The following is a 12753-nucleotide window of genomic DNA, read 5'->3' as shown; positions in this document are numbered from 1 at the left end:
GAATCTCACATCTTGATTCACTTGTCAATTAGTTTAAATAGTCGCGGGTGCTTTCAATATAATCAACAATTGAACCTGGAAAAGCATCTTTTTGCAGTAAAAGCTGCTGCAGCAAACGGTTACGATTATAAATTTTATTCCATCCGGCTTCAGTCGTAACAGCCATCTGGGCAGTTAATCCTTGATGCCAGAATTTTAAGACTCGCAGAAAATAATCTTCGTATATTTCATTGAGATTTGTGATCTCTGCCAAATAAGCTGCGATACGCGCATCTTCGCCGGCCACGAATGGTACCGGTGCATTATGATAGCCCACCAACAGTGTTGCCAGCAGCAAAATTTTGTCGGCGCGGCGAACTTTCGGACTGCTGCAAAGGTTGCTGCAAACATTTCCCAAATGAGTGAAGGCATGAGCCCATCCTTTTTCGCCAACAAAACCACGGCCATCCTGTTCCAACAAAGCATAGGCAGCAACTTGATTAATGATCCGGTCGCGCAATTGCGTATCAATGAAATTCTGCTGAATATCCGCACTTAATAGCTGGCCCAAGATGAGCAGTGAGAAAGACCTCTGAAAAACCCCATCATTCAATGGCTCTAAAATATGCCCGAACAAACGCTCATCGGCTACTAGATAATTTGCAATCCAACGCATCTGTTCGGGACTCAACGCTTTGTTGGAAATAAGATCAGAAAGAAAATAAAAAGCGCCGCGGTCACGATAAGCAGGATTGGTCGAAGCCAATTGCCTCAAAATTTCAAACAACTGGTCATCGGTCAGCAATACTTTTTTAACCTGAATAAACTTCTCTGACGTTTTCTGCATTAAAGCCAAAGCAGAATCACCGCCATCGACGGGTTTAACAATCGTCTTCGATCTTTTGGACAGACTGCCAACCAGATTTTCCAGCTGGCCATTTAGAGACTGATAAATCTGGCCGTTCGCCAATTTCTTCCGAGCTTGAATAACCGTATCTTTAATTAATGCAATCTGGTCATCAATCATTTAAAACTAGTCTCCTTTTTGGCAAACTCGCTGGTAAAGTTATGATACTGCATACTCAAAGTCAAACCAATTCCAATCATGTTAGCCAATAACGCCGACCCGCCCTGACTGATAAAAGGTAGTGGAATACCCGTTAACGGAACCAAGCCGATGCTCATACCAATATTTTCGAACACATGAAAGAGCACCATTAAGACAACGCCGGAGACAACATATGCATAGAAAGAATTTTTCGTATCAAAAACACGGCGGATCAGACTGTAAATGAGCAGAAAATAAAGCAGAATAACGACGAAGCCACCAACAAAACCCAAACCTTCACCGATAACGGAAAAAATCATATCAGATTCACGAACCGGTACATAGACAGAAATGTTATTGACACCGTTGCCAAAGATACGACCGGATCCAATCGCTTTAATTGATTGAAACAACTGGAAACCGCTTTGAGAACTTGCCGCACCTCCGGGATTCAGCCAATCATCAACACGAGCAAATTGATAAGCCTGAAATCCTAAATTAGTCAGAATAGTTCGACCGGTTGTCGTAGTAACGGCAAATATAGCTAAAGCGGCAATGGTACTAACAGTTGCAGTAATGGGTACCAAGATACGATTTAAGATACCGGAAACTAAGAAAATACCACCGAAAATGGCAACAAATACCAACGTGGAACCAAAATCATGCTGCAGCTGCATCAAAATGATAACCGGCAGAGTTAAAGCAATCATTTTTGCTATCAACAGGAAGTCCGAAGATACCGTATGAACGGCATAACTCTGGTTATGGGTATATACAATCCGTGATAACATCAGGATCAAAGCTGGTTTCATTACCTCGGACGGCTGAAAAGTCAAACTGCCAATAGCTAACCAAGACTTTGCATTTGTTGATGCTGCTAAGGACCGGCTATAGGCAAAAAGAACAAAAACTAATAAAGCAATACCTAAGGCGTAGGCTAGAGGGGCAAAACGAAAAAGCTGATCAGCATCCAAGTGCATCAGCAAAATAGCTATCCCCCAGCCAAACAGCCACCATAAGCACTGAATCAGCATTGAATGAGTAATTGAGACCGATGAATCAGCTCTCAATGCTAAAAATAACGCACCAAAGCCAACTGCCATCAACGCGAGTACAACAAAAATGATTCGCCAATCAATTTGCGAATCATCTTTACGACGAAAAGTCGCGGCTCTATTTTTTAAATTCGGATTTTGCATTTTTAAGTTAAGCTTGACGCAAATTAAAGTTGGAAATGACAGCCATTACTGCCTGATCTTGTTTTTTAAAATCTCCCAAAAAATTATCCCAAACATTCTTTGCCAAATACAGACCATCTTTTTGAGTCACATCACCAATGGTCTCACCGGCAATTTGTACATGCAAGATAGTACCTTCTTCAACTAATTCCACCTGATAATTTTTCTCTCGATTAGACATTTGATCAATCACTTTTCTATTTTATTAATGTGAATATTATTAGACTCGATCTGTGTCTCTTTATCGAGTTTTTTCTTATAAGCTGGATTTCCGATTCCCAAGATTTGATGTGCATTGTGCCGCTCGCGTTTTGCGTATTCAAGTAGGGTACCGGCTCCCTTAGCAACATTATCCAAAGGCGCGTCCGAAATATTAACCGGAACATGCAATTCCTGCTGAAGCAGCGTGTCAATACCGCCGCCCTTGACTTTAGAACCCAATAAAGCACCACCACCAGTCAGCATAATGCCGCGATCGATAATGTCTCCTGCCAAACCAGGCTGAATTTGTCCCAAAATTTCCTTGGCTGAACGAACAATCGTCGTCAAAGTAGCATGCATCGCTTCTTCAATGTCGTTTGAATCAATGGTTACCTGCTTAGGCAAACCCTTCACAGAATTAGCATCATTGAGATCCTGTCCACGAATAGTCATCTCAATCGGGTTGGTTACTTGCAAGGCAGATCCGACATCCTGCTTAATGCGTTCGGCCATAGGTGTTCCGATCAAAATACCAAACTGCTGACGTAAATAACGAATAATGTCCTGCGTTAATTGATCGCCAGCCATCCGTAAAGACTGGCTAGCCACGATATCCCCACCCGACAAGACAGCAATATCCGAAGTACCACCGCCGATATCAATCACCATGCTTCCGACAAAGTCAAAAATATCAAGTCCAGCACCAACAGCAGCAACTTTCGGCTCATACTCAAGATAGACGTTTGCACCACCAGCGGATTGAGCCGCCTGAATAATCGCTTTACGCTCAATCTCAGTAATATTTGTCGGCGCACAGATCATAATATTCGGCCGACTCATCCAGCCTTTGACACGCAATTGATTGACAAAAGTAGTCAGCATTGCCTCAGTTGCATCAAAATCAGAAATCACGCCATCTTTTAACGGACGAACAACACGAATATCCTGATTGCCTCGATCAATCCACTTATAAGCATCTGAGCCAATCGCCAAAACCTGATCAGTCTTTGCGTCGATTGCGACAACTGATGGTTCATTTAGCGCAATCCCTTGACCTTCAACGTAGATCAGGACATTCGCTGTTCCTAAATCAATACCAATATCTTTTGCCATAAAACCTCGCAGTCAATTATAACACGGCAATTTTTTCTACCGTTGAAAACTTTGACTAAAACTAATTATTAAATTTCCCATCGTTAAGAAAAAATTGGCAACAAAATAGCCAATCACAATTGCCAAAAAAGCCCTCAAAATAAGTATTTGTCTCTTAGCGCTACTTAACACAATTTTTTCGAATTCAATATTTTGTAAGCTCCAAAAAGCCACATAGACGCAAACCAGGGTAAACATAAATTGGAATAAACTCTGCATGCTTTTGATTGTATACAAAAAAGACACATAAACTGTGTCTTTTAAGAAATTATTATCGAACTTTAGAAGCATTGATACGATTAATTGCTCTTGCCAGTGCAACACGCGCACGCGCACTTTCATCCGTTGTCTGCGCATTTCTGGCACGAATTTTAGCTCGTTCCTCAGCTGCTTGAGCTCGACTGACATCAATATCTTTTGCATTTTCCGCTGAATCCGCCACCACGGTTAACGTATTATTAGAAAATTCAGCAAAACCACCATTAACGGTATATAGATCTTCGTCTTTCCCACGATGAATGCGCATCTGCGAAATCTTAAGTGCAACAACAATTGGAATATGGTTTGCCATGATTCCTATCTCGCCCTCAAGTGTATCGAGTACCGCTAAACTCACATCGGATTGATTATAAACTGTTCCATCAGGAGTTACGATATTCGCCGTCAGTTGATTGTCATTTGTAGAAAGATTCTCTGCCATAGTTTTAGCTCTTCATCGACTTTGCTTTTTCAATCGCTTGATCAATTGTACCCACATTTCTGAAGGCTTCTTCTGGCAAATCATCATGTTTGCCTTCCAGAATCTCCTTAAAGCCACGAACTGTCTCAGCTACAGGCACATATTGACCAGGAACACCAGTAAATTGTTCAGCAACTGAGAAAGGTTGGCTCAAAAAGAATTGGATACGACGAGCACGATTAACGATCGTCTTTTCTTCATCTGATAACTCATCCATTCCTAAAATAGAAATGATATCCTGCAACTCCTTGTATCGCTGCAAGACATGCTGCACCTGCATGGCAACTTCATAATGTTCGTCTCCGACAATTTCAGGAGTCAAGGCACTTGAAGTCGATTCCAAGGGATCAACAGCTGGATAAATGCCCTGCTGCGTCAAAGATCTCTCTAGGTTAGTCGTTGCATCCAAATGAGCGAAAGTCGTAGCCGGAGCAGGATCAGTATAATCATCCGCCGGCACATAAACAGCCTGGATGGAAGTAACGGAACCCTTCTTAGTAGAAGTGATTCTTTCTTGCAACTGACCCATTTCCGTTGCTAAGGTTGGTTGATAACCAACAGCTGAAGGGATACGTCCCAGTAAAGCTGAAACTTCAGAACCCGCTTGAGTAAAGCGGAAGATGTTATCAATAAACAATAAAACATCCTTACCCTCTTGGTCACGGAAATCTTCAGCCATAGTCAAACCAGTCAAAGCCACACGCATACGTGCTCCAGGCGGCTCATTCATTTGTCCATAGACCATGGCGGTATTTTTCAAAACACCGCTTGCCTTCATTTCGTAATACATGTCATTTCCTTCACGTGTACGTTCACCGACACCTGTGAAAACAGAAATACCATTATGGCCTTGAGCGATATTGTGAATCAATTCCTGAATCAGCACTGTTTTACCAACACCAGCGCCGCCAAAGAGGCCAGTTTTCCCTCCACGAAGGTAAGGCTCCAATAAATCAATAACCTTAATTCCCGTTTCAAGAACTTCTGCTGAAGTTGTCAACTCATCAAATTTTGGCGCTGAACGATGAATCGGATGGCGCGGTACGCTAGCATCAATTGGATCACCCTCATCAACCGGCTCGCCAAGAACGTTAAAAACACGTCCCAAAGTTTTGTCGCCAACAGGTACTTCAATAGGCGCACCGGTATCTAATACTTTCATACCACGTGTTAACCCGTCGGTCGAATCCATGGCAATCGTCCGAACAACATTATCGCCAAGATCGATAGATACTTCAATGGTCAGCTCTGTGCCATCAGCTTTTTGTACTTTTAAGGCGTTATTGATATCAGGCAGTTTCGCATCATCTGGAAACTGCACATCAACAATCGGACCAATAATCTGAATAATCGTACCCACAGCCAAATTTTTCTCATTCGAAACAGACGCGGTACTGTTAGTTGCTTTGGAAACTGGATCACTCACAGACACAGTTTTCTTAACAGTACTAGCAGTTTTGTCAGTTTTAGCTTTCGCGGTTGTTTTCTTTTCTGCCATCTATTTCTCCTTTCTGTACTATTGTAGAGCAGCCATGCCACCAGTGATCTCAGTGATCTCAGTGGTAATCGCCGCTTGTCGTGCTCGATTATATTTCAATCCAAGGGTAGAAATCAAATCTTTTGCATTATCTGTTGCGGTCTGCATCGCATTAGCTGATGCAGCATGCTCAGCTGTTTTAGAGTCAAGTACAGCACCATATAATAATGACTGGGCAAATTGAGGCAGCACTGCTTTCAATAATGTCTCCGGTGCTGGTTCAAAATCATAATCACGAGCCCTGCTTTGATATTTATCTGCCGATAAATTGCCTTCGGAGTCCCGTTTAAAATTTTCCGCTCTGATTGGCAGCACGAATTGGTCTACAACTTGATTCCGAAGTCGGTTTATAAAGTGATTATACACAATCTCGAGCGCATCAAACTTATGAGCTGAATATTGCTTTGTAATCTCTTTTACCAGGGGTGAGACTTCCCAGAACTTTGGAACATCGGTAATTTCACGATCCTCAAAAGCAATGGTGAAACCTTTTTTGGCATAATAATCAGACCCCTTACCACCGACGGCAAAGATAACTGTATTCTGTGTAGTCAATTTCTGATCAGCCATAATTTGATCTGCCTGCTTTAAGACCTGATTATTATAGCCACCAACTAATCCACGATCTGACGTGATGACTAGCAAAGCTGTATTCTTAACGGGTCGTTGTGTAATAAACGGAATCGTGCCTTCAGCCTGCGAATCCAGCAAATGAGTTGCGGCTAAATGTGCAACAATTGCCTCAACATGGTTCGCATAATCAAGATAGCCAGAAGTGTGCTTTTGGATTTGGCTCAGCTTACTTGAACTGACCATTTGCATCGCGCTCGTAATTTGGCTGGTTTTTTTAGTCGAGTCAATACGTCTGCGGATATCTTGAAGGCCAGCCATTATTCAGCAGCTCCTTGTTTTGCAGCGGGAGCATTGTAGTCATTTGGTTCCACAGATTTAGCAAAATGCTTCTTAAAATCTTCGATAGCAGCATTAATGTCCTTTTCATCTGGTAAATTACCGGTTTTTTTAATGGCTTCGAATAATTTAGAGTAAGTCTTATTGTTACCGACGAATTCCACGAATTCTTTTTGAAATCTTTGAATATCAGTAACATCAATATCGTCCAAATACCCATGAGTTAGCGCATACAATACCAAGACCTGTTGTTCAACCGGCATTGGCTGGTGCAAAGGCTGATTCAGCACCTCCACTGTACGACGGCCACGAGCAAGTTTGGCCTGCGTTGGTGCATCAAGATCAGAACCGAATTGCGCGAAGGCCTCTAGTTCGTGGTACGATGCTAAGTCCAAACGCAAAGTACCAGAAACTTTTTTCATCGCCTTAATCTGAGCATCACCACCAACACGAGATACTGAGGTTCCAGCATCAATCGCTGGACGATTGCCCGCATAAAATTGATCCGCATCCAAGAAAATCTGGCCATCGGTAATGGAAATAACATTTGTCGGGATATAAGCCGAGACATCCCCAGCTTGCGTTTCAATAATTGGTAAAGCAGTCATCGATCCGCCACCTAATTCATCACTCAATTTGGCCGCACGTTCCAGCAAACGGCTGTGAAGATAGAACACATCTCCAGGATAAGCCTCACGTCCTGGCGGCCTTCTCAAGATCAGAGAAAGCTCACGATAGGCTGTCGCTTGTTTAGATAAGTCATCATATACAATCAAAACATTCTTACCGTTATACATGAAGTATTCGCCGATAGCCGCACCAACATAAGGTGCCAGATAAAGCATAGGTGCAGGCTCCGAAGGGCCAGCCGAGACAACAATTGTATAATCTAACGCGCCCATGGCACGTAATGTTTCAACCTGAGTCCGAACAGTGGAGTCTTTTTGTCCAATCGCGACATAGACAACAATCATGTCCTGACCCTTTTGATTTAAAATCGTATCAATAGCAAGGGATGTCTTACCAGTTTTACGGTCCCCGATAATCAATTCTCGTTGACCACGGCCAATCGGTACCAAGGCATCGATAACTTTAATACCGGTCTGGAGAGGTTCAGAAACGGACTTTCTTTGCATAACTCCTGGTGCTTTAAACTCAACCGGGCGTGTATGTGTTGTCTTAATCGCACCATTGCCATCAATTGACTCTCCCAGGGCATTAACAACTCGGCCAATTAGTTCATCGCCGACAGGCACTTCCATGACTCTGCCGGTACGTTTAACCGTGTCTCCTTGGCTAATACCATCAAAATCTCCAAGCACAATAATACCAACTTCAGATTCTTCAAGGTTTTGAGCCATGCCATAGACACCGTTTTCAAATTGAACCAACTCACCGGACATTGCGTTAGCTAAACCACTAGCACGCGCAACACCATCACCAACGTAGGTAACGGTTCCGACTTCATCAATTTTTAAAGTAGCATCGTATTTTTCCAACTGCTGCTTAATTAAAGAACTAATTTGATCTGATTTAATTGCCATTTATTGCTCCTTTCCAGCAGCTGCTTTAATTTGATTATTTAACTGCGTTAACTTATTTTTTATTGATCCATCAATTGTTTTTGATCCAGCCGTTAGGATAACGCCACCAATAATAGCAGGATCGATGATATTCTTAATTTCGACGTGTTCATAATTAAACTTAGCTTGTGCGATCCTGCTCAGTTTGTCGACCTGAGACTTCGTCAGAGCAACGGCTGTCGTAGCCAAGACCAAAGATTGATTTTCAGAAACGTTGACCAGCCTTTCGAGCTGATTAACAATTTCTTCTAACAACGAAAAGTGACGATTATCGGCCAGTGTTTCCAATAAATTCTGAGTGACATGGGAAGTACCCTTGCTAAGGGTTTGGATAAAGACTTCCTGCTGAACACTGGGAACAGAAACATCATCGAGAGTTGGTGCTAACTTCTTATTCTGTTCAAACACTAATTCAATTGTCTGCAATTCAGAAAGAACCTTCGCTGTCTGATCTTTGGAAACCTCGTACAAAGCTTGTGCATAATTACTGACAATCCTGTTTTCGTTGAAAGCCATTAGACCTTCTCCTTGACTGATGTTGGATTATCTTGCTTCTCCAAATCTGAAATAAAATCATCGATAAGCGCTTTATGATCCTTAGCTGAAATTTCTTTACCAATAATCTTAGAAGCAATTGAAACAGACAAATCAGCAATCTGATCCTTAGCCGACTCTAGAGCGGCTGTCTTAATCTGCCGAGCATCAACTTGTGCTTGGCGATTAATTGAATCAGCATGTGCTTGTGCCAGATCAGCAACTTTCTTTCCTTGCGTTTCAGCAGATTTGCGGGTGCTCTCCATCAATTCGGTTGCCTGTGCTTGGCTTTCCTTCAAATTTTGGTCTGCAATCTTTTGAAGTTTCTCCGCTTCGCTTCTAGACTTGGCAGCGGAATCCAAGTCATCACTGATCCGATTCGCTCTTTCGTCCATAATCTTTGTCACCGGTCCCCAGGCCAGCTTCTTCAAACCATACAAGAGCAAGATGAATGTGAGCAACACATAAACTGCTGAACCACCTGGTATTTGAATTGCAATCGTTGTGAGCATACTACCCATCCTTTCTTACTTTTTTATGCATTAATCAATAGGAATGACATCGCAATAACGATGATCGGCATGGCTTCAACCAAAGCCATTGAAATAAACATGTTCGTACGTAAAGTACCTTCTAGTTCAGGCTGGCGTGCGATAGATTCAATCAGTTTAGCCATTAATAGGCCGTTTCCAATACCACCACCAATGGCTGATCCCAATAATGCAATACCTGCAGCAATATAATTCATTAATTTTCTCCTCTTTCTTAAATTAAACTATCATTCTTTTGTAATCATCTGCGAGATATAAACACTTGTCAAAGTCGCGAAAACAAAGGCCTGAATTGCACCAATCAAAAGACTGAATGCCTGCCAAACCAACTCGAGTGGAATGGACAAAATAAAGTCAACCGGCGAACTCAAAGTATTATTTGGTAAGGCGAAGCCTGCAATTAAATTGAGCAGAATTTCCCCAGCAAATATATTACCGTAAATTCGCAAACCTAGCGTCAATAAATTCGTAATCTGATCAATAATTTTAACCGGAAACAAAGCTGCAGTCGGTGCTAAAAAAGTATTTTTCAGATATCCGACAAAACCAAACTTTGCAACTCCAGCAAAATGAGCGACCATTAAACTCATTAAAGCCAACGTCAACGTGATCAAAGGAATCGAAGTCGGGCTCCTGACCTGCATTGAATCATTGCCAAATTCAAGAAATAGGCCTAATTGATTTGATACAAATACAAATAGAAACAATGCAAAAATGTAGAGCCTATATATTGATCCGCTTCGATCCGGTAGTTGATTTTTAACGATGCCGTTAGTGAAATCAATGATCCATTCCAGTAAATTTTGCCTTTTACCAGGCCGAATACTCAACCTTCTAGAAAGAAAAATTCCAAGTGCCAGAACTATGACAAAAGCTGTCGAAGTTGAAATAATCGTCGTCCAATCAAATGTCAAGCCTAGGAATTGGAAGGTCTTCAGTGTACCACTGGGCATACCCCATCACCTCTTTTCCATAAATCACATTGTAACGCTTTTGATTTTAAAAACGATACAAATTGATATATGTAAACGCTTAACGCCAAAATTGTTATGTTTTTCTCTTTATGTTACTCTTTGATCGAAATGCTAAAAAAAATCCTAGAAAATCACATACTGCAAGAAGTTATCAAAAGCCGTCCTTCTCAGTCCAATAAAACTAATTATGGTCGTATCATTCTGATCTGCGGAAGCAAATCATTCGGTGGTGCCGCGATTATGGCCACTAAATCGACGGTGAACACCGGTGCCGGCTTGGTCACTTTGGCTTCCGACCCGCTTAACCGTACTGCCATGTTATCAACTATTCCGGAGGCCATGTTCGTTGATTATTATGATACAAAAAAATTATCAAATATTATCAAAAAAGCCGATGTTATTTTGATTGGCTCAGGCCTGGAAGATTCAGATTTTTCAGAGAAGCTAATCAAAGAAACTTTCAGTATTTTAACGATGAATCAGTTTCTAGTTATAGATGGAACTGCCCTTTCAATGATTGGCAAACGGCATCTTCGCATACCACAAGAGCCGACAAGCGTTCTCACACCGCATCAAGGCGAATGGGAGCGTATATCGGGATTAGAGGTTTCAAAACAGACTGCCGATGCCAATTTTTCAAAACTGCAAAAAATCGGAGCGGACTATCTTATTTTAAAGAGTAATGCAAGTGAGATTTATGCTCAAAAAAATCCTGACGAATACAGTCAATTAACAATTGGTGGCCCTTTTCAAGCCGTTGGAGGAATGGGAGATACATTAGCTGGTATTGTTGCCGGATTTCTTGGGCAGTTCCCGCATGACCCCTTTTTAGCCATTCAAGCAGCTGTCTATTTACATAGTTGGATCGCAAGGCAATTAAGCAAACAAAACTATATTGCTCTGCCCACACGCATTTCTGATCAGATTCCATCCGCTATGAAGCAAGTCATACTCGCCAATGAGCAAAATATTTGAGTGCATTTTTTTCATATTGATTCATCGTTTCTCGCGGAACCATTGAACCGCCGGTAGACCAGATCATATGTGTTGCCTCCGATGGAATAGCTTTAATCTTTTGGGACGCTAGCAAACCTTGGATACCGACAACCGCAGAAGGCTCGGCTTCAATATTTTCTAGTTTTTTCAGCATTCCTTGAAAGGCAAACATGTGCTCATCAGAGACAGTTGCAATACCAAACAGTTTATTCTGCATATACTTACCAGCAATCAGAGATGGACGGCCAACCGCCAATCCATCAGCCGCAGTTTTACCATCAATACCTATATCGTAGACAGAAATATCATGATTAAGGCCACTAGCCATGCCCAAAAGTACCGAAGGCATATGTGTTGGTTCTACGAAGATAGGCATAACACTATCGCCAAATTGTATCTTGAGCCCGAAAGCAACGCCGCTTGGTGATCCACCAACACCAGCAGGCAAGTATACAACCAAGGGTTTCTCTTTGGATACTTCGATGCCTAAATCAGCAATTTGCTGTTTAACGCGCTCTCCTGCTGTTGCATAACCGGCAAATAGGATTTTAGATGCTTCATCGTCGACAAAATAACTATGATCATCTTTTTTAGAAGCGGCTCTAGCCATGGTCACTGCGTTTGAAAAATTGTCGTTATAAATAACAACTTGAACACCGTTTTGCCGAAGTTTATTGATCTTCCATTCAGTGGCATCATGCGACATATGTACGCGTGCCTGAAATCCGAGCGTGCTCGCCATCAAACCTACGCTAAGACCTAGGTTGCCAGTACTTGCTACCTCAATTTTCCATTGTCCAAAAATTTTTTTAAACCGCTCCTGGGCTAAATCCCGGTAATCATCTGTGTTAGGATTAAAGCCATTTTTTGCAGCTAATTTTTCCGCGAATACCAGTACTTCGTAGATGCCCCCACGGCTCTTAATAGATCCGCTCACAGGCATTAAATCGTCTCTCTTAATCAGAACGTGCCCAGGAATGGACAAATACTCTTTAATATTTTGCATTTCTTGTATAGGGGACTCAATAATGCCATTGCTAACTTGTGTCTCAGGAAACACAGTCTCCAAATAAGGGGCAAAGCGTTCTAACAAGCGGTTGGCACGAAAAACTGTTTCCTGGCTGACGTCACTGCTGACGTCACTCGCAGATGCTAAACTTGTACCATAATCCGGATTGAGCCAAAGAGTTTCCTGATAATCACACAATCTCTTCAGTAAACTCTCATCCATGTTTAATTTAATATGCGATAATATTTCAGCCATTCTGTCACTCCTTGTTTACTCCCAGAAAGTATACCCATTTCGCATGTT

15 protein-coding genes are annotated in these 12753 nt (G+C 42.0%); 1 reads left to right on the top strand and 14 read right to left on the bottom strand.

The window, feature by feature from the left end:
• Positions 1 to 28: 28 nt before the first annotated feature.
• The 13 genes from NRF22_RS08710 to atpB all read right to left on the bottom strand — a co-directional run bounded on the left by NRF22_RS08710 (position 29) and on the right by atpB (position 10424).
• Positions 29 to 1006: a DUF2785 domain-containing protein gene (locus NRF22_RS08710; RefSeq protein WP_263780107.1), complete on the bottom strand. Its 978-nt coding sequence runs from the start codon at positions 1004 to 1006 to the stop codon at positions 29 to 31.
• Positions 1003 to 2226: an FtsW/RodA/SpoVE family cell cycle protein gene (locus tag NRF22_RS08705; protein ID WP_263780106.1), complete on the bottom strand. Its 1224-nt coding sequence runs from the start codon at positions 2224 to 2226 to the stop codon at positions 1003 to 1005. Before NRF22_RS08705 ends, NRF22_RS08710 begins: the two co-directional genes overlap by 4 nt.
• 7 nt (positions 2227 to 2233) lie before the next feature.
• Positions 2234 to 2458 (bottom strand): DUF2969 domain-containing protein, encoded by a 225-nt coding sequence (locus tag NRF22_RS08700; protein ID WP_263780105.1) that lies wholly within the window; start codon positions 2456 to 2458, stop codon positions 2234 to 2236.
• A complete protein-coding gene (locus NRF22_RS08695) occupies positions 2455 to 3579 on the bottom strand; it encodes a rod shape-determining protein (protein WP_007747077.1) in 1125 nt (374 codons plus the stop codon). The genes NRF22_RS08700 and NRF22_RS08695 overlap by 4 nt, the downstream gene beginning before the upstream one ends.
• Before the next feature lie 36 nt (positions 3580 to 3615).
• Positions 3616 to 3816 (bottom strand): DUF1146 domain-containing protein, encoded by a 201-nt coding sequence (locus NRF22_RS08690; RefSeq protein WP_263780131.1) that lies wholly within the window; start codon positions 3814 to 3816, stop codon positions 3616 to 3618.
• A 73-nt stretch (positions 3817 to 3889) separates the two neighbouring features.
• Positions 3890 to 4318, bottom strand: coding sequence for a F0F1 ATP synthase subunit epsilon (locus NRF22_RS08685; protein WP_263780104.1), 429 nt, complete (start codon positions 4316 to 4318; stop codon positions 3890 to 3892).
• A 4-nt stretch (positions 4319 to 4322) separates the two neighbouring features.
• On the bottom strand, positions 4323 to 5855 hold the full coding sequence (atpD, locus tag NRF22_RS08680; protein ID WP_412178731.1) for a F0F1 ATP synthase subunit beta: 1533 nt from the start codon (positions 5853 to 5855) through the stop codon (positions 4323 to 4325).
• Positions 5856 to 5873: 18 nt separating this feature from the next.
• Positions 5874 to 6785: an ATP synthase F1 subunit gamma gene (atpG, locus tag NRF22_RS08675; RefSeq protein ID WP_263780103.1), complete on the bottom strand. Its 912-nt coding sequence runs from the start codon at positions 6783 to 6785 to the stop codon at positions 5874 to 5876.
• Positions 6785 to 8347 carry a F0F1 ATP synthase subunit alpha gene (atpA, locus tag NRF22_RS08670; RefSeq protein WP_263780102.1) on the bottom strand — a complete coding sequence of 521 codons (1563 nt, stop codon included), beginning with the start codon at positions 8345 to 8347 and terminating at the stop codon, positions 6785 to 6787. Before atpA ends, atpG begins: the two co-directional genes overlap by 1 nt.
• Positions 8348 to 8902: an ATP synthase F1 subunit delta gene (atpH, locus tag NRF22_RS08665; protein ID WP_263780101.1), complete on the bottom strand. Its 555-nt coding sequence runs from the start codon at positions 8900 to 8902 to the stop codon at positions 8348 to 8350. It lies immediately after the preceding gene.
• A complete protein-coding gene (gene atpF / locus NRF22_RS08660; RefSeq protein ID WP_263780100.1) occupies positions 8902 to 9432 on the bottom strand; it encodes a F0F1 ATP synthase subunit B in 531 nt (176 codons plus the stop codon). Before atpF ends, atpH begins: the two co-directional genes overlap by 1 nt.
• A 23-nt stretch (positions 9433 to 9455) precedes the next feature.
• A complete protein-coding gene (gene atpE / locus NRF22_RS08655; RefSeq protein ID WP_007747092.1) occupies positions 9456 to 9668 on the bottom strand; it encodes a F0F1 ATP synthase subunit C in 213 nt (70 codons plus the stop codon).
• A gap of 30 nt (positions 9669 to 9698) precedes the next feature.
• Positions 9699 to 10424 carry a F0F1 ATP synthase subunit A gene (atpB, locus tag NRF22_RS08650; RefSeq protein ID WP_263780099.1) on the bottom strand — a complete coding sequence of 242 codons (726 nt, stop codon included), beginning with the start codon at positions 10422 to 10424 and terminating at the stop codon, positions 9699 to 9701.
• Between the two features lie 129 nt (positions 10425 to 10553).
• On the opposite strand from atpB, the gene NRF22_RS08645 reads away from it, so the two are divergent.
• The gene (locus NRF22_RS08645) at positions 10554 to 11420 is read left to right on the top strand and encodes an NAD(P)H-hydrate dehydratase (protein ID WP_263780098.1); all 867 of its coding nucleotides are present in this window, start codon (positions 10554 to 10556) and stop codon (positions 11418 to 11420) included.
• On the opposite strand, the gene NRF22_RS08640 is transcribed toward NRF22_RS08645, so the two are convergent.
• Positions 11392 to 12705 carry a D-serine ammonia-lyase gene (locus NRF22_RS08640; protein WP_263780097.1) on the bottom strand — a complete coding sequence of 438 codons (1314 nt, stop codon included), beginning with the start codon at positions 12703 to 12705 and terminating at the stop codon, positions 11392 to 11394. The two genes, NRF22_RS08645 and NRF22_RS08640, sit on opposite strands and share 29 nt — an antisense overlap.
• Between the last annotated feature and the right edge of the window lie 48 nt (positions 12706 to 12753).

Origin of the sequence: Oenococcus kitaharae, assembly GCF_025758695.1 — a bacterium.
In the GTDB taxonomy this organism is placed as follows: Bacteria; Bacillota; Bacilli; order Lactobacillales; family Lactobacillaceae; genus Oenococcus; species Oenococcus kitaharae_A.
This window is presented reverse-complemented; position numbering and strand designations above follow the sequence as displayed.